Below are 16,986 nucleotides of genomic sequence, written 5' to 3' on the forward strand. Positions count from 1 at the left end.
GGCAGCCTCTCCATGATCGACCCGGCCGGTCCCGCCTCCGAGCGCGCGCACTTCGTCGGCGGCACGCCGTTTTTCGCCTCGCAGCACGACCAGCGCCTGTTCTACGCGCTGTACGTGCCCAAGGACCACACCCCGGCCGCGGATCCGCTGCCGCTGGTGGTGATCCAGCACGGCACCGGGCGGTCGGCCGAGCTGTACCGGGACCGCTGGAAGGCGTTCGCAATCGAGCACCGGTGCGTGATCCTGACGCCGCTGTTCCCGGCCGGCCTGATCGAGCCGGGCGAGCTGCACAGCTACAAGTTCCTGGAGTTCAAGGGGATTCGCTTCGACGAGGAGCTGCTGCACATCGTCGACGAGGTCGGCGCGCGGTTCAACACCCGGACGTCCCGGTTCTTCCTGCACGGCTTCTCCGGCGGCGGCCAGTTCGCGCACCGGTTCTTCTACGCCCACCCGGACCGGCTGGCTGGCGTGTCCATCGGCGCGCCGGGGCGGATCACGCAGCTGGACGACAGCCTGCCGTGGTGGCTGGGCACCAAGGGGTTCTTCGAGAAGTTCGGCATCCGTATCGACCTCGACGCGATGCGGCGGGTGCCGGTGCAGATGGTGGTCGGGGCCGAGGACACCGAGACGTGGGAGATCAACAACCCCGACGGTCCGAACTGGCTGGACGGCGTCGCCGACACCGGCGGCACCCGGGTGGCACGCCTGGAGACCTTGCGCGACAACTATCGGGCTAACGGGATTTCGGTGCGGTGGGATGTTGTGCCCGGCGTCGCGCACCAGGGCGGCGAGGTGATCCCGGTGGTGCAGGACTTCGCCGTCGACGTGTTGGACCGGGTCCCGGGAGGAACTCGATGATCGAGTCCTTTTTGGACGAGCTTGACGCCCGGGGTATGCGGGTGCATTCGCTGCTGGTGCACCGGCACGGCGAACTGCTGCTGGACTTCTGGCAGTGGCCGCACGAACCGGGGCTCCGACACAAGCTGCACTCGGCGACGAAGAGCTTCACCGCCGCCGCGGTCGGCTTCGCCGAGGCGGAAGGGCTGCTGGGGCTTGAGGATCCGGTGTCGGAGTTCTTTCCCGGGGCCGGGGACAACTTCGCCCTGATGCGGGTGCGCGACCTGTTGACCATGCGGACCGGGCATGCCCGTGGCCTGTCCGGCGCGACGACCCGGCTGCGCAAGACCGGCTGGGTGGGGGAGTTCCTGGAGGAGCCGGTCGTCGACCGGCCGGGGCGGAACTTCCGGTACAGCAGCACCACCAGCCACGTGCTGTCCGCGATCGTGCAGAAGGTGTCGGGGCTTCCGGTCGACGAGTACCTGCGGCCACGGTTGTTCGCGCCGCTGGGCATCGCCGACTACGAGTGGGAGCGTGACCCGGCCGGCGTTTCCAGTGGCGGCAACGGACTCTCGCTGCGGCCGCACGACCTGCTGACGTTCGGGCTGTTACACCTGTACGACGGCGTGTGGGCAGGGACGCGGATCCTGCCGGCGGGCTGGGTGCGCAAGGCGTCGGGTCTGCATGTTCCCAGAGCCGTCAGCGGCGAGTGGAACGGACAGGAGTTGGTGCCGCCCGGCCCCGGCGCCGTCGCGAATTCCGGCTACGGCTACCAGTTCTGGGTGCACGAGACCGGCGTCTACCACGCTTCCGGGCTGTTCGGCCAGGAGTGCATGATCTTCCCCAACCACGACGCGGTGGTCGTGATCACCGGGGCCATGGCCGATCCGACCTATCACGACCTGCCGGCCATGCTGCGCAACGCTTTCCTGTGCGCGTTCTCGCAGGACATCGAGCCGTTGGACGACCGGGTCCTGGCGGCCCGGAAGCCCGAGGTCCTGTCGTCCGAAGTGGATGTTCCGGGCTTTGTTCGAGCCTTTGCCTTTGCGGACAACAAGCAGGGGGTGCGGTCGCTGACTGTGGAGGCGGATGCCGATCTGCTTCGCCTCACCGTCGAGGACGATCGTGGCACCCATGTTGTCGAGCACGGCGTGGGGGAGTGGCGGCGCCAGGACACCGGTGTCAGCGTGTGGCGGCTGCACCACTCGTACCAGGAGGAGGACGCGCCGATCCTGGCCGGGGCGCGGTGGCTGTCGGCCGACGAACTGGAGCTGACCTGGCACTTCCTGGAGGGTCCGTTCATCGACCATCTGCTGTTGCGCTTCGAGGATGATGGTGTGGTGTTGGACCATCGGGTGAACTGCAACTCCGGGCCGACGGAGCTGCCGACGATCCGGAGCGTGGGACCATGATTGATTTCGATGCGGCGCGGGCGGCGGTGACGCGGCACCTCGCGCCGACGCCGCTGATTCCGTTCCACCAGGCCGGGCTGGACGTCCCGGTGTACCTGAAGTACGAAGGGACGCAACCGATCGGGGCGTTCAAGATCAGGGGTGCGGTGGCGGCGTTGTCCGCCTACGGCGGCCCGGTGGTGACGGCGTCGGTCGGCAACCACGCGCTCGGAACCGCCCATGCCGCGCAGTTGCTGTCGGTCGAGGCGACCGTGGTCGTGCCGAAGACGGCGGCCGAGGTGAAGATCCAGAAGCTTCGCTCGTACCCGATCGATCTCGTGCTGGCCGGTGAGGACTTCGACGCCGCCGAGAAGCACGCCCTCGGGCTGGCGTCCGAGGGACGGCGTTATGTGTCGGCGTACAACGATCCGCACGTCATCGCCGGTCAGAGCACTCTGATCGCTGAGGTCGCCGATGTTCTGTCGGAGGACTTCACGGTGGTCGTGCCGGCCGGTGGCGGCGGGCTGTTGTCCGGTGTCGCACTGGGGGCCCGCCTTGCGGCGCAGGACATTCGCGTGATCGGCGTCGAGGCCGAGGCCTGCCGGGCGCTGTCCACCGCGGTGGCCGAGGGGCGCATCGTCCACGTGCCGATGGGCCGGACCATCGCGGATGGCTTGTACGGCAACCTCGAAGCGGGCTCGTCGACGCCGGACATCGTGCGGGAGTGCGGGGTTCGGATGGTCGCCGTGGCCGAGCCGTCGATCCGGCGATCGGTGCGGGAGCTCGCGTCGTCGGCCGGCCTGGTCGCCGAGGGCGCTTCCGCGACGGCGCTGGCCGCGCTGCGGGACGGCCTGGTGCCGGTGGACCGGCCGGTCGTGCTGGTCATTTCGGGACGCAACATCGGCATGGACCTGTTGGCCACGATCTTGGGAAAGCCGTGATCACCACCACCGACTACCACACCGCCGGAGAGCCGTTCCGGATCGTGACGTCCGGCGTGCCGGAGATCCCCGGGGCGACCGTGCTCGACCGGCGGGCGGCGGCGCAGTCGTCGGACGAGATCGACGCCGTGCGGCGGCTGCTGGTGCAGGAGCCGCGCGGGCACGCCGACATGTACGGCTGCTTCCTGGTGCCGCCCAACGACGGCGGCGCCGAGTTCGGCGTTTTGTTCTGGCACAAGGACGGTTACTCCACGGCTTGCGGCCACGGCACCATTGCCCTTGGGGCGTGGGCGGTTCGTACCGGCCGGGTGGCAGTAGCGCCCGACGGCGTCACGGATGTGGTGATGGATGTGCCGTCCGGGCGTGTGACCGCGGCCGTGACGTGCGCCGGTGGCATCGTGCGGAGGGTGGCGTTCCGGAACGTCGACGCGTACGTGATCGGCCGGGATGTGGAGCTGGACACCAGTTTCGGGACGATCCGGGTCGACGTCAGCTACGGCGGCGCGATCTACGCGTCGGTGCCGGCGTCGGCGGTGGGTTTGGCCGTGCGGCCGGAGCACTACGCCGCGTTGACCGCCGCCGGGCGGGAGATCAAGTGGGCGTTGAACGCCACGGAATGGGCCTCGCACAGCGACAGCCGCCTCGGCGGCGTCTACGCCACGATGTTCTACGACGATCTGGGCGACACGGCTACCGGGCCGCATCAGCGGAACGTCACCGTATTCGCGGACGGCGAGGTGGACCGCTCTCCTTGCGGCTCCGGCACTTCCGCCCGAATGGCGCTGCTGGCCGCCGACGGGCGGCTGTCGGACGGGGCGGTGCTCCGGCACGATTCGATCATCGGGACGACGTTCGCCGGGCGGGTGGTGTCGGTATCCGATGCCGGAGTGGGCACCGAGATCGAGGGCACCGCGTACCCGACCGGGGAGTGCGTGTTCAGCCTGGACCCGGACGACGAGTTGGGAGAGGGGTTCACCCTGCGATGACCACGACGATCATCGGCGGCGGCAACATGGGCGAGGCGCTGCTGGCCGGCCTGCTCACCGGCGACAACACCCCGGACGACGTGACCGTCGTCGAGCTGTCGGAGGCCCGGGCTGCGTATCTGCGTTCTCGCTACGGCGTCACGGTTGTCGACCTGGAGTCGGCGGTGAAGTCCGATGCGCTTCTGGTTACCGTGAAGCCGTACCACTTCGCCGTCCTGCTGGACCAACTCGCTTCGTTGACACGGCCGGGGCAGCTGATCATCTCCGCCGTCGGCGGCACTCCCATCGGTGACATCGAGGCGCGGCTGCCCGACTCGCCGGCGGTCGTGCGCAGCATGCCCAACCTTCCGGTGTCGCTGGGTGCTGGGACGGTCGCCATCTGCGGCGGTCAGCACGTCGGCGCTGCGGAGTTGGAACGGACCCGGTCGCTGTTGTCTCCGCTCGGGATGGTCGTCGAGGTCACCGAGTCCCAACTCGACGCCGTCACCGCGCTTTCCGGCGGCGGGCCGGCGTTTTTCGCCCTGCTCGCCGAGGCCCTCATCGACGCCGGCGTCCTGGCCGGGCTGCCTCGACCCCTGTCCGAGCAGTTGGTGTTATCGACCGCCGCCGGCACCGGCCGTCTGCTGGGGGCGGAAGGCGCTGATCCGGCGGGGCTTCGTGCGGCGGTGTGCAGCCCCAGCGGCGCCACCATCGCAGCCATCCACGAGTTGGAAGGTCGGGCTTTCCGCGCCGGCGTGATGTCCGCGATCGTCGCCGCGCGAAACCGGTCGTCGGAAATGGGGCGGTGAGGTCAGCTTTTCCGTTTTCCTTGCCGGAGCCGGTCGTGGCGGCACCGCCCGCCCAACTGGTAGCCGCCATAGACGCTGCACCCAGATCCGGCTCGGCAGTCCTGTCATCGCTCTGGTGTTCTCTCGGTTATCGTTAGGCGATACTGAGGTGGGAGGACCCCTGGTGGAGTCGATCAGTGATGGCGAGCTGCCGAAGGTGTTGCTGTCCGACCAAGCGTACGACCGGATTCGTAGCTCCATCTTGGATGGCACGCTGCCCCCAGGTGCCCGGATCGTGGAGTCGGAGATCGCTCGCCGGCTCGGGGTGAGTCAGGCGCCGGTGCGGGAGGCTGTCAAGCGTCTGGTGCATGAGGGCCTGGCCATCTCGATGCCGCGGCGCGGGAGCTATGTTGCCGAGATCTCCGCCGAGGACGCGGACGACGCCCGGGATGTACGAGCCATGCTGGAGGAGGCCGCGGCCAGGCAGGCGGTAGGCCGGTTCGACCAGGAGGCCCGGCGCGTGCTGCAGGCGTATGTGGACGGTATGAGGAAGGCGGCGGCTGCTGACGACCTGGCCGCCTTCCGCGCCCACGACATGGCGTTTCACCGCGCGGTTGTGGTGCTGAGCGGAAACGTGTACCTGCCCAGGCTGTGGGACGCGATGGAGTCGAGCCTGCTCAGCCAGCGGGTGGTCGGCGATCCGGGATTCACTGGTAGCTGGGCGGAGATGGCCGAGGCGCACCAGGCCCTGATCGAGACGCTGGCCAGCGGCAACCGTGGCCGGGCCGCGGCCGCGTTCAATGACCACGCATCGGGTCTCGAACCGTACGGTGCGGCACGTCGGACTTGACAGATCCGGCCAGCCAACTTCGATATTGCTATCAATAATCGATAGCACGGGAGCCGTCCTCCGTGTCCGCCACCACAGCCGCCACTGCGTGGTTCGGCACGCTACTGCGCTGGGTTGCGCAGCAACGGGCATGTTTGCCGGCCGTGGGACCGCGCGGCATCAGTCCGGACAGCCAGACTGACTACGAAGGCGTGGCGGGGAGCCCCGTGATGAAGTCCACTAGCCTGCCGCGATGACCGCGCGTAGCCGTCACCAAGTGCTCGAAACCCCGCCACCGCCCGACCTGTGGTTCGCACTGGCCTGTCGAGGTCTGTTGCATCCGAGATGAATCCAGCTGTGGCCGCCTGGGTATCTCTCAGGCGGCCACAGCTGTTGGGGTCAGGAGATGTTGTTGAGTTGGAGGGTAGGCGGATTGCCAGGGCAGCAGCTGGGTTGGGTGAACGTGAAGTAGTCGATGTTGCCGAAGCCGGGGGCGCTGCCAGGGGCCACGAAGAACACGTTGTGGGTTCCGCTGGTGGGCGTGATCGAGGTGGACTGGATCGACAGGGTGTCGAACCCGCCGGTGGCGGCCGGGTAGAGCACGCCGATAGTCGGGCCGGTCACGCTGTCGATGTGGATTTCGATGCCCTTGCCGGCGTACGGGTCGTCGACCCCGACATACGCGGTGAACAGGTCGCTGTTGGCGCCGAAGTTCACGCCGGTGTAGCCGAACCAGTCGCCGCCGTCGATGCTGCCGACCACGGTCCCGGTGCCCGCGGCGTGGGGACTTACGCCGCTGCTCGACGAGTACGACTCGGCTTGGGTCTTGGTTCCGCTCCGTGCCGAACCGGCGATCCATTTCGGCGAACCGTACTGGTACGCGCCGAGACTGGGGTGGGCGTCGGTGAAGCCGTCCGTTGCCGGCGACCATACGACACCGGCGTTGCGGGCCGGCGAGGTGGACTTCAGCGTGAAGTCGTCGGCCGCCGGGTTGGTGTACTGGGCCGCACTCACCGGCGTGAAGTTGTTGGTGTTGTTGATGCCTGAGTCGGTTCCGGTGACGCCGATGTTGTTGACGATGTCCGTCGTGGTGTAGGTGCCGCCGAACGTGCTGGCCACGTTGGTGTCCGTGCCCGAGGTGTTGTTGTAGATCTTGTTGCCGGAGGTCGTGGCGCCGCCGGGGTTGAACAGGACCGCGCCCCAGGTGGTCTTGTTCCAGGCGACATTGTCATAGATGGTCGCGTCGAACGTGCCGAGGTCGAGGTAGACGCCGGGGGCGGGCGCGGAGGCCGCGAACGGTGCCGGGTCGTGGAACTGGTTGTGGTGGATGACCGTTCCGGCCAGGTCTACGGCGCAGCAGACGTAGATCGCGCCGCCGTCGACCACCAGGTTGTCGTAGTCGGACAGGTCGTTGTATGCGATCGTGTGGCCCGAGGCGGTCGCGCCGGCGACCTTGTTGTCGATGTTGATGTCGCTGCGGCCCGCCGACTCGATCGTGTTGTGAGTGATGACCTGGTTCGAACCGAGGAGGTTGACGCCGGCCGCATAGCTGCCCAGGGTGTCGGTGTGCAGGATCGTGTTGTTGGTGACCGTGTTGCCGGAGCCGGACACCACGACCCCGTTGCCGGTGCTGCCGTCGATCACGCTGTTGCGCAAGGTGTTCGCTGTTCCCGCGAGTTGGACGCCGGACGTCGTCTCACCTGCGGTCAGCACCGCGCAGCCGTCCGGGGATGTGACCATGTTGGGGTCCGGGTTCAGATCGTCGTACGAGGACACCTGCTGCGCGTTGATACCGTCGAGGATGTCGCGGGTGGACGTCGCCGAGGTCTGCGCGGTGGCGGCCCTGATGCCGATGCCCAGCACGGAGATGTCCGACTTGCCGCTGAGGTCGATCGCGACGTTGCGCTGCTTGGCCTCGATCGTGTGCGCGGACGGGTCCGCGCTGTCAGGCGTCCACAGGTACAGCTTGTGGCTGCTGGCCTGGTAGAACCACTCGCCGGGGTGGTCGAGTAGTTCGATCTTGCCGCTCAACGAGTAATTGGTGCTCTGGTTCGGGCTGAGCCCCACGCAGGTCGGCAGGTTCGCGCCGGTCACGCTACCGACCGTCGAGGAGGTCACGGTGCCGGTCTCGCTCACGAACCAGTTGTGCGCGGTGAGACGGGCGCCCACCCAGAAGCCGGTCGGCTGGGTGAGGGCGGCGTCGGACAGGCTGGTCGTGGTGCCGGACTGGGCGGACGCGAGGTGTGGCACAGTCGGGTTCGGTCCCGGTTCGGGCCACTGCGCCTGAGCTTGCACAGCACCGTCGACGAAGAGTTGGTTGCCCGGCAGGGACGGGTTGAGCACGACGTTGGCCGCGTAGACGTGACCGCCGTTGACTGCGGTGGCGAAGCCCGAGCCCGAGATGAACGGGTCGCCGGCCTGCAGAACGGCCAGATCAGTGGACGTGACGGGTTGCCAGCCCGTGACCGGGTCGGCGCCGTCCAGGGTGACACGCGCTCCGGGCGAGGCGGTGTAGGTGATCCGGGCGTTGGCCGTTCCGCTGTTCGCCGGGGTGAGGGTCTCGTGGTAGACGCCGGTGGTGATCACGCAGGTGTCGCCGGGTGTCGCGACCGTGGCGCACCTCCCGACGGTCTTGTACGGGGACGCCTGCGTGCCCGGGTTGGTGTCGGACCCGGTGGTGGAGACGTAGTAGGTGTGGGTGGCGGCCTGGGCAGACCCGGTGGTGAAGGGGAGAGTGGCAGTCACCGCCGTGATGAGGACAACGAGCCGTAAGCGAAAGTGGTTCATCACCGTTGACATCCCATCGCTAATCGATGGTCGGAGAACCTAACCGCACGGTCGCCCCCAGTCAACGGTCAACGGTTCGGTGGTCCACGGTGGCCTGCCCTGATGGTCGGCGCTCGGACTCGGGCCGAGGCCACGCGCACGCCCTCCGCGTGGCGGCGGCCCTGGCGCAGGGAAGTCGCTGATGCGGTGGAGAGTGGCCGGATCTGGGTACAGTCAGGTCGATTATCGATACAAGGAGTGGCGCATGACCTACACCGAACTGTCCAAGGAGCTGCTCTCGGACCGCATCTACGACGTGCTGCGCGCGTCCATCCTGAACGGCTCGCGGGGGCCGGGCACGCGGCTGGTCGAGTCCGAGATCGCCCGGGGCATGACCGTGAGCCAGGCGCCCGTCCGTGAGGCGCTGAAGCGGCTCGTCCACGAGGGACTGGTGACGTCCGCGCCGCGCCGCGGCAGCTATGTGACCCAGGTCAGTCAGAGCGAGTTCGCGCTGGCTCGGCAGTTGCGGGCGGCGGTCGAGAGTGTTGGCGCGCGGTCCGCGGTCGCTGGCCTCACCGAGGCTGACCTCGCTGACCTCCGAGGTGTCGTGGCCCGAATGGGCGCGGCGGTCACCGTCGGCGACTGGGCGGAATTCCGGTCGCTAGATGCCGAGTTTCACGCTCGGGTGTTGGTCATTGGTGACCATGCCGTGTTGTCCCGGGTCTGGGCTGTGCTCGAGCCGCTTCTCATGAGTCAGCGGGCGATTGGGGACCCGGCTTACCCGGGGGACAGATTCACTGTGGTCCAGTGGCACGACGACCTGGTCAACACGCTGGCCGCCGGCGATCCTGAGGCGGCTGCGGCCGCGTTCTTCGCGCATGCGTCCGGCGCGCTCGGGGTCGCTCCGGCTGCGGGGCGGTAGGTCTGGACTGGTCTTTGGCCGTGACGTACGCTCCCCCCGCAAATCGGCTATCGATAGCCGATTGCCCTAGATCAAGGAGGATCTATGAGCCGCCGCACCCGAACGGCGAGAGCCATCGCCCTTGTCGCATCGTCCGCGCTCCTGCTCGTCGGATGCGGCACGTCAACGGGCAGCAGCGCCGACAACACGTCGCTTACCGGCACCGTCCGGATACTCGCGAACATCACGCCCGCGCTGACCAAGCAGTACTACCAGGGCCTGGTCGCGCCGTTCGTGAAGAGCCACCCGGGCGTCACCGTCACCATCGAGTCGCCGTCCGGAAAGGACGTCCAATCGACGCTGCAGCAGGAGCTGGCGTCGGGCTCGACCCCGGACGTCGTCGCCAGCAACCTGGACCCGGTGGTCGCCCCGCAGATGACCCCGTTCCCCGACGCGGACTGGGTCAAGGCCACCCCGCTGGCCGACAACAACAAGGTCGACGGCAAGGTCTGGCAGGTCGCCACCGGCGCCCAGATCCAGTCGCTGGTCTTCTACAACCAGGACGCTTTCCAGAAGGCCGGCATCACCGTCCCGCCGGCCTCGCTGACCGACTTCACCGCCGACCTCGTGAAGCTGAAGGCCGCCGGCTACGTGCCGCTGCAGACCGCCGGCGAGTGGGTCACCGGCGCGCAGTTCGCGATGATGGCCAACCCAGCGCTGCTGGGCAAGAGCCCTGACTGGTACCTCCAGCGCAACGACGGCAAGGTGAAGTTCGCTGGCAGCGCGTACGAGACCTACCTCAAGGCCTATGCGGACTGGATCGCGCAGGGCCTGGTGCCAAAGGAGTCGCTGGGCCAGAAGTACCAGGACTCGATCGACAGCTTCTCCGGTGGCAAGTCCGGGATGTACGTGATGGGCAACTGGCTGGTGGCCACTGTGGACAAGACGCCGCCGTCGTTCAAGGTCGGGGTGTTCCCGACTCCGACCGTGGACGGGTCCGCGCCGAAGCAGCTGAGCGGGGCCGCGCAGCCATATTCGATCCTGAAGGCGTCCAAGAACCAGGCCCTCGACCTGGCGCTGGTGCAGTACCTGGTGTCGGACAAGGACGCGGTCACCACGTCGTTGAAGTCCGAGGGCAACTTCCGGTCCGGCTTCAGCTACCCGGGCAGCGAGCTGAACACCGCGGTCGGCCAGATTCTCGACAAGTCGCCCGGCGCGGTGAACGGGACCAGCGGTCAGGGCGTCAACTCGGGCTTCGGTAACGAGCTGAACACCGTGGTGCAGTCGCTCTACACCGGACAGAACGCAGCCCAGGCCACCGCCGCGCTTGACAGTTGGTGGGACGCGAATGGCGACAGGTAGCGTCACTCGGCTCGGGGCGGTCGCTCCGGCGACCGCCCCGAGCCTGCGGTCCACGCGGGCGTGGGCGCGGCGCCGGGCGGCCGCCGTCGAGTTCGTCATGCTCGCGCCGCCGTTGCTGCTGGTCGTCGCCCTGGTGATCGTGCCGATCGGGATCGCGCTGTACCTGAGCTTCACCAACTGGGACGGTTTCACCAACCCGCCGAAGATGGTCGGCCTGCGCAACTACGAGCAGCTCGCGAAGGATCCGGCGGTTTTGCACGCGGCCCTGTTCACCGTGATCGTCACTGTCGTCGGTTCGATCGGGTGCAACGTGCTCGGGCTCGGCATCGCCCTGCTGCTCAACGCCCAGACCCGGGTCAACTCGTTGCTGCGGGTGCTGGTGTTCTCCCCGTACGTGATCGGCCCGGTGATCCTCGGCTTCCTCTGGTCGTCGATCCTCGGCACGAACGGCGCCGTCAACTCCGCGCTGGGCCGGACGCTGCCGTTCTTGTCCGACCCGACCTGGGCTACCGCGACGGTCATCGGCGTGGTGATCTGGTCGAGTTTCGGCGTGAACGTCGTGCTCTACCTCTCGGGCCTGCAGACCATCCCAGAGAGCCTGATCGAGGCAGCCCGGCTGGACGGAGCCTCCCCGTGGCAGACGTTCTGGCGGGTCAAGCTGCCCGTGCTGGCTCCGACCGTCACGGTCAACATCGTGCTCGCGGCAATCGGTCTGCTGCGCGTCTACGAGATGATCCTCGCCCTCACCGCAGGCGGGCCGGCCGGCAAGACGCAGAGCATCGTCTACAGCATCCTCACGTCATCGTTCGAGAACACCCAGCTCGGCTACGGTGCCGCCCAGTCCATCGTGCTGATGGTCCTGATCATCGCGGTCACCATCGGCATCACCGCGACCCGTCGGCGCAGTGAACAGGCGGTGGCCGCGTGATCCTCCGTCGGACCGTCCGCTGGGCCCTGATGGTCCTCATCGGACTCGTCATGGCCGTCCCGGTGTACCTGTTGGTCACCAACGCCTTCAAGTCGCAGCACGACATCACCACCGAGCCGTTCGGCTGGCCGTCCGGCGGGTTCTCGTTGCAGTACCTCGAACGCGCCCTCACGTCGCCTGACTTCAACGTGGTCGGCGCCTACCTGACTACCGCGTTGTTCGTGGTCGCGGTGAACATCATCAGCCTCGCGGTGGTCGGGCCGGCCTCGTACGCCATCGCCCGCGGCACCCGCCGCTACCACCGGATCGTCATGCTGGTGCTGCTGGCCGGCCTGTTCATCCCGGGCCAGACGCTGGTCATCCCGGTGATCTACGTGCTCAAGCTGATCGGCCTAATCGGGACCATCCCGGGATTCCTGATGTTCGAGACCACCCTGACCATCCCTACCACCACGTTCCTGTTCGTGGCGTTCGTCCAGACCGTGCCGCGGGAGTTGGACGAGGCCGCCAAGATCGACGGGGCCGGCCGCTATGGGACGTTCTGGCGGATCATCTTCCCGCTGATGCGCCCAGCCGTGGCCACGGCAGTGATCCTCAACTCGATCGGCGTCTGGTCGGACTTCGTGAACCCACAGTTCATCCTCGGCCCCACCTCCGGCTACTACACCGTGACCACCGGCATCTACGCGGCGATCAGCAAGCTGTCCACGGACTACACGCTGGTGTATCCGAACATGCTGCTGGCGGCGGCGCCGGTGATCGTCTTCTACGTGTTCCTGCAGAAGCGGATCATCGGCGGCCTCACCTCCGGTGCGATCAAGGGCTGACAATCATGATCACTGCCACCACGCCCCTGCGCCGGACCCCCGTCTGGGCCGTGCTCCAGCGCCGGCTGTTCGCCGTGCTCGACCGCGCTTGGCGGGAGTTCGAGCAGACCTACTGCGAACCCGACGGGCGGTTGACGTACGCCGGGAAGATGCACCACCGCGACGGCGTGGACGACTTCTACGAGCCGTTCTTCAACTGGCCCACTCTCTACAGGCTGGGCGGCGCGGACGACCTGATCGTGGCGGCCAAGCACCACTGGGCCGGGGTGACCGCGCAGATGACCGAGTTCGGGTTCGTGCGGGACGAGTACGAGCTGGGCTACGACTGGTTCCACCAGGGCGAGTCGCTCAACTTCTTCTACGCCCTCTGCGCCGCCGACCCAGATGACGCGGCGTTCCGGGCGCGCGCAAAACGGTTCGCCCGCCTGTATTCCGACCCCGCTGCCGGCAACTACGACCCGGCGGCGCGGATCATAGTGGCGCCGCACACGGGTTCCGGCGGACCGCGGTGGGGTCTGGGCACGGAGTGGATCGACTACAGCGCCAGCCAGACCGGAATGCGGCCATACGGGCTGCCGTTGGACGATCTGGACGGCATCGACGAGTGGGATGACCTCGCGTCGGCGGCCAACGCGCGGCGCATGGGCGACGCGATGCAGACGCGGTTGGGTCGCGGCGACACCGCAGTCAACCTCGCCGCCACGTCTCTCGTGACCAACGCATGGTTGTACGACAACGAGCCCGAGTTCTCTTCGTGGGTCACCGAGTACGTCAGCGCCTGGCGCGAACGCGCCTCGGCGAACGGCGGGTTGATCCCGGACAACGTGGGACCGAACGGCGCCGTGGGGGAGCTGCACAACGGCAGGTGGTTCGGCGGCCACTACGGCTGGGCGTGGCCGCACGGGCTGCACTCGGTGGAGGCTGCCGCGATGATCGCGGCGATCAACGAGACGATCGTGACCGGCGGGGTGACCGGGCTGGATCTCGCCCGGGTCCCGCTGGACACGGTCATCGCCAACGGCAATGGGTCGGAGGTGCCGTTCCGGCACGGCGCGAGCGGCTGGTTCGACTTCCAGCCGCTCCCGCTCGTCTATCCGGTGTGGCTGTGGTGGCTGACGTCCGCGCCGGCGGATGTTCGACGGCTCGAGTCACTGGCGCGCAGCGACTGGTCCGAGACGAAGTGGTTCCACGACAAGGAGGAGCAGGGGCATGAGGCACCGTGGATCTCGTATCTGCTGGGCCGCAACCCGCTGTATCCCGAGCACGCGCTGGAGCTCGCGCTCGGCCAGGTGGACCACCGGCTGGCGCTGATGCGGGCGACCCCGTTCGGCCCGCCCGACGACAACATCCACTGGTGGCAACGCCTCAACCCGGTCGTGACCGAGGTGCTGACCCAGTTGACCACGGGCGCCCCGCCCGCGCTCTACAACGGCGGCCTCGCGCTCGCGCGGGTCACCTACGGCGACGCCCGTCGAGGCCGGCCCGGCCTCCCCGCGGACGTGGCGGCGCTGGTGAGCGAGGCGGACGCGGACGGCATCCGCACAACCCTGGTGAACCTCAGCCCGGACGACACCCGCGAAGTCGTCGTCCAGGCCGGCGCGTTCGGCGAGGACCGGATCGACGACGTCCAGTTCGACGTCGCCGCGGACTACCCAGGTGACCCCGGCACGTATGCGATTCCGTTGCCCGCCAGCAGCGTCCGGTCGCAACCGGTCGGCAGGGCCCGGCTGGTCGTCGAGTTGCCGCCGCTGACCCGCGTCTCGCTGCGCCTGTCGATCACCCGCCGTGCGCGCACGCCGGCGCACCGGAGCTTCTCCGCACCCCATCAGAGCTAGGAGACACCACCAGTGGAACCTTCGACAGTCTGGCCGCTCCCCGTCCGCGGGGACTCGTTCAAGCGGGCCGACCCGGACATCATCCAGCGGATGGGCAAGGTCAGCGCGGCCACCGCGTGCGCGAACCTGCACAACATGGGCATCTCCCGCACCGCGATCCAGGGGCCCGCCCCGCTCGTGACCGGCAGCCGTGTTGTGGGATCTGCGTTGACCCTGCAGTTCATGCCGCAACGCGAGGACGTGGCGAGCGGCCTAGGCCAGGAGTACGTGGAACGCCACACCGCCTTGTGGGCGGTGCTGGAGACCGTGCAGCCGGGTGACGTGTTGGTGGTGCAGGCGTACGGAAGCAAGTTCACCGGGTGCTTCGGCGACATGCTCGTCCGGTACTTCAAGCGGCGTGGCGGCGCGGGCATCGTGGTTGATGGCCGGATCCGGGACGCGCGGCGGGTGCGTGAGCTCGGCGTGCCTATCTGGTGCACCGGGACCACCCCGCACTACGCCTCCCAGACCGAGCTTTTCCCGTGGGCGTACGACGTTCCGGTCGCTGCGGGTGGCGTGCTGTGCCTGCCCGGCGATGTTGTCGTGGCCGACGATGACGGGGCCGTGGTCGTACCAGCGGCGAAGGCGTGCGATCTGGTCCGGTCCGCCGAGGACCACGAGGACTGGGAGGAGTTCAGCCGGATGCGGATCGGGCAGGGCGGCCGCCTGTCCGACTACTACCCTCTCAGCCCGGACAGCCGCGCTGAGTACGAGGCGTGGCGCGAACTGCGGCACAAGTGATGGACATCCGCCTCGACCTGACACGCCCACGCGACGATCGGCGACTCGAACACTTCTGGAACCGCGTGGTCGGTGCCGGCCGGGCCAACGAGGGCCTGCGCGCGGACTGGCAGCAACAACTGTCGACAGCCCGTTCCCGCGGCGGGTTCAAGTACCTGCGGTTCCACGGGCTGTTCCATGACGACATGTTCGTGTACCGCGAGGGGGAGCCGTACTTCCACTATGTGGACTTGCTCTTCGACGCGATCCTCCAGGCGGGCATGCGTCCGTTCGTCGAGTTCGGGTTCTCGCCGTCCCAGCTCGCGCGGGAAACCAGTACGGTCTTCTGGTGGGGTGCGCACGGCGCACCGCCCACCGACTACGCCAAGTGGGCCGAGCTGGTCCGTGCCACCGTAGACCACTGGGTGTCGCGGTACGGGCTCGCCGAGGTCCGCGAGTGGTACTTCGAGATCTGGAACGAACCCAACCTGGCGCCGTTCTTCCGTGGCACGAGGTCGGAGTACTTCTCGCTGTACCAGGTCTCAGTCGAGGCGATCAAGTCCGTGGATTCCGCGTTACGCGTCGGTGGCCCCGCGACCAGCAACTTCGTCCCCGACTCCCGCTTCGAGGGCGAAACCGAGGATCTATCGCAGCACGAGGTTGCCCTCAGTGCCGACGACCTCGACGCGTTGACATGGAAACCTGTCTGGGTGACCGCCTTCCTCACGTTCTGCGCCGAGAACTCACTCCCAGTCGACTTCGTCTCGTGCCACCCGTATCCCACCGACTGGGCGCTGGACGCTCACAACCAGGGCCGAAAACTGACCCGCGGTGTCAACGCCACACCTACCGACCTCCGCGCAGTGCGCACCCTGATCGACAAAAGTCCCTACCCGAAAGCCGAAATCCACCTGACCGAGTGGAACTCCAGCTCCAGCCCACGCGACTACACCCATGACTACCCGCAGGCCGCCACCTACGTGGTGAAAGCCAACCTGGAATCCCTTGGCTTGGTCGACAGCCTGGCGTACTGGACGTTCACCGACATCTTCGAGGAGAACGGCGCCGGCCAGGAACCCTTCCACGGCGGCTTCGGCATGCTGAACCAGCACGGCATCCCCAAACCCACGATGCACGCCTACCGAATGCTCAACGCTCTCGGCGACACACTCCTGCACCAACAACCAGGCGCGGTCGTCACCCTCAACGATGACCACATCGCCGCACTCGTCTATCACTACCCACCCGAGGTGACGCTGACCGTGCCAGCGTCGTTCGACACGCGTGACGTCGCCGAACGGACGATGGCCACGGGCCGCACGGAACGGCTGTCGATCCGGATTGAGGGTCTGTCGCCGAATGACCGGTATCGGCTCGAGGTCGTGGACGCGGAGCACGGTTGCGCGTTGACGGCATGGCGGCGGCGCGGCAGTCCCCGCAACCTGTCACCCGTTGACGTCAACGTGATCCGAGCAAGCGCTGACGCCGGTGTGGTCACCGGCCACGTCGTCTCGGCCAGGGGGGTGCTGGAGATCGACACGGTGCTCCGACCGTGGGCGATCGCGCTGCTCACGCGTTGGTGAGCAGGTATTCCAAGGTTCGCTGTGGACCGACCGATCCGGCTGATAGGTCAGCGCACCGTGGAGACACTTGTCCAGCTCATGACTCTGGCGACCAGCCTGGTTGTCCGGCCGACCACCGCCCAAACCGAACACCTATGACGGCCGATGACCGAGTCAACATCCACACCTGGCAGAGCCCGACGGTCTCGCCAGCCTAACGGGTCAGGGACCTTATACGCCGGATGATCAAGCAGGATAAGATTGCCCAGCTGCCGGGGGCGTGGGTGTGCATCGA

General features: G+C 67.7%; 14 protein-coding genes. 13 read left to right on the forward strand and 1 reads right to left on the reverse strand.

All coding sequences use genetic code 11. From position 1 onward, the window contains the following. The first annotated feature begins 12 nt into the window (after nucleotides 1–12). From JJ691_RS51305 to JJ691_RS51330, 6 genes are all read left to right on the forward strand, one after another. Nucleotides 13–858: an alpha/beta hydrolase gene (locus JJ691_RS51305; RefSeq protein WP_211766590.1), complete on the forward strand. Its 846-nt coding sequence runs from the start codon at nucleotides 13–15 to the stop codon at nucleotides 856–858. Beyond that, the gene (locus JJ691_RS51310) at nucleotides 855–2,249 is read left to right on the forward strand and encodes a serine hydrolase domain-containing protein (protein ID WP_211766591.1); all 1,395 of its coding nucleotides are present in this window, start codon (nucleotides 855–857) and stop codon (nucleotides 2,247–2,249) included. The genes JJ691_RS51305 and JJ691_RS51310 overlap by 4 nt, the downstream gene beginning before the upstream one ends. Next, nucleotides 2,246–3,169 (forward strand): threonine ammonia-lyase, encoded by a 924-nt coding sequence (locus JJ691_RS51315; RefSeq protein ID WP_211766592.1) that lies wholly within the window; start codon nucleotides 2,246–2,248, stop codon nucleotides 3,167–3,169. Before JJ691_RS51310 ends, JJ691_RS51315 begins: the two co-directional genes overlap by 4 nt. Further along, entirely contained in the window at nucleotides 3,166–4,155 is a 990-nt protein-coding gene (locus JJ691_RS51320; RefSeq protein WP_211766593.1) for a proline racemase family protein, read from the forward strand. The genes JJ691_RS51315 and JJ691_RS51320 overlap by 4 nt, the downstream gene beginning before the upstream one ends. Beyond that, on the forward strand, nucleotides 4,152–4,943 hold the full coding sequence (gene proC / locus JJ691_RS51325) for a pyrroline-5-carboxylate reductase (RefSeq protein WP_211766594.1): 792 nt from the start codon (nucleotides 4,152–4,154) through the stop codon (nucleotides 4,941–4,943). The genes JJ691_RS51320 and proC overlap by 4 nt, the downstream gene beginning before the upstream one ends. Before the next feature lie 163 nt (nucleotides 4,944–5,106). After that, nucleotides 5,107–5,772 (forward strand): GntR family transcriptional regulator, encoded by a 666-nt coding sequence (locus JJ691_RS51330; protein ID WP_211766595.1) that lies wholly within the window; start codon nucleotides 5,107–5,109, stop codon nucleotides 5,770–5,772. Between the two features lie 378 nt (nucleotides 5,773–6,150). Here JJ691_RS51330 and JJ691_RS51335 read toward each other — a convergent pair whose 3' ends face one another. Further along, nucleotides 6,151–8,496 carry a carbohydrate-binding protein gene (locus JJ691_RS51335; RefSeq protein WP_211766596.1) on the reverse strand — a complete coding sequence of 782 codons (2,346 nt, stop codon included), beginning with the start codon at nucleotides 8,494–8,496 and terminating at the stop codon, nucleotides 6,151–6,153. A 286-nt stretch (nucleotides 8,497–8,782) separates the two neighbouring features. Here JJ691_RS51335 and JJ691_RS51340 point away from each other — a divergent pair, with 286 nt between their 5' ends. The 7 genes from JJ691_RS51340 (at nucleotide 8,783) to JJ691_RS51370 (ending at nucleotide 16,712) form a co-directional block, all read left to right on the forward strand. Continuing rightward, on the forward strand, nucleotides 8,783–9,439 hold the full coding sequence (locus JJ691_RS51340; RefSeq protein ID WP_211766597.1) for a GntR family transcriptional regulator: 657 nt from the start codon (nucleotides 8,783–8,785) through the stop codon (nucleotides 9,437–9,439). 84 nt (nucleotides 9,440–9,523) lie between these two features. Next, nucleotides 9,524–10,780, forward strand: coding sequence for an ABC transporter substrate-binding protein (locus tag JJ691_RS51345; protein ID WP_211766598.1), 1,257 nt, complete (start codon nucleotides 9,524–9,526; stop codon nucleotides 10,778–10,780). Further along, complete coding sequence (locus tag JJ691_RS51350) at nucleotides 10,767–11,708, forward strand: carbohydrate ABC transporter permease (protein WP_211766599.1); 942 nt, start codon at nucleotides 10,767–10,769, stop codon at nucleotides 11,706–11,708. The genes JJ691_RS51345 and JJ691_RS51350 overlap by 14 nt, the downstream gene beginning before the upstream one ends. Beyond that, entirely contained in the window at nucleotides 11,705–12,535 is an 831-nt protein-coding gene (locus JJ691_RS51355; RefSeq protein ID WP_211766600.1) for a carbohydrate ABC transporter permease, read from the forward strand. Before JJ691_RS51350 ends, JJ691_RS51355 begins: the two co-directional genes overlap by 4 nt. A 5-nt stretch (nucleotides 12,536–12,540) precedes the next feature. After that, a complete protein-coding gene (locus JJ691_RS51360) occupies nucleotides 12,541–14,370 on the forward strand; it encodes a hypothetical protein (protein ID WP_249227580.1) in 1,830 nt (609 codons plus the stop codon). A gap of 12 nt (nucleotides 14,371–14,382) precedes the next feature. After that, nucleotides 14,383–15,150 (forward strand): ribonuclease activity regulator RraA, encoded by a 768-nt coding sequence (locus tag JJ691_RS51365; protein ID WP_211766601.1) that lies wholly within the window; start codon nucleotides 14,383–14,385, stop codon nucleotides 15,148–15,150. Continuing rightward, on the forward strand, nucleotides 15,126–16,712 hold the full coding sequence (locus tag JJ691_RS51370) for a GH39 family glycosyl hydrolase (protein WP_211766602.1): 1,587 nt from the start codon (nucleotides 15,126–15,128) through the stop codon (nucleotides 16,710–16,712). Before JJ691_RS51365 ends, JJ691_RS51370 begins: the two co-directional genes overlap by 25 nt. The last annotated feature ends 274 nt before the right edge of the window (nucleotides 16,713–16,986 follow it).

This window comes from Kutzneria sp. CA-103260, assembly GCF_018263855.1.
In the GTDB taxonomy this organism is placed as follows: Bacteria; Actinomycetota; Actinomycetes; order Mycobacteriales; family Pseudonocardiaceae; genus Kutzneria.

Excerpts from the sequence above, each read along its gene's own strand:
- proC (WP_211766594.1), top strand. The coding sequence starts at position 4,152 with ATGACCACGACGATCATCGGCGGCGGCAACATGGGCGAGGCGCTGCTG.
- JJ691_RS51315 (WP_211766592.1), top strand. The coding sequence starts at position 2,246 with ATGATTGATTTCGATGCGGCGCGGGCGGCGGTGACGCGGCACCTCGCG.
- JJ691_RS51350 (WP_211766599.1), top strand. The coding sequence starts at position 10,767 with ATGGCGACAGGTAGCGTCACTCGGCTCGGGGCGGTCGCTCCGGCGACC.
- JJ691_RS51340 (WP_211766597.1), top strand. The coding sequence starts at position 8,783 with ATGACCTACACCGAACTGTCCAAGGAGCTGCTCTCGGACCGCATCTAC.
- JJ691_RS51305 (WP_211766590.1), top strand. The coding sequence starts at position 13 with ATGATCGACCCGGCCGGTCCCGCCTCCGAGCGCGCGCACTTCGTCGGC.
- JJ691_RS51360 (WP_249227580.1), top strand. The coding sequence starts at position 12,541 with ATGATCACTGCCACCACGCCCCTGCGCCGGACCCCCGTCTGGGCCGTG.
- JJ691_RS51345 (WP_211766598.1), top strand. The coding sequence starts at position 9,524 with ATGAGCCGCCGCACCCGAACGGCGAGAGCCATCGCCCTTGTCGCATCG.
- JJ691_RS51310 (WP_211766591.1), top strand. The coding sequence starts at position 855 with ATGATCGAGTCCTTTTTGGACGAGCTTGACGCCCGGGGTATGCGGGTG.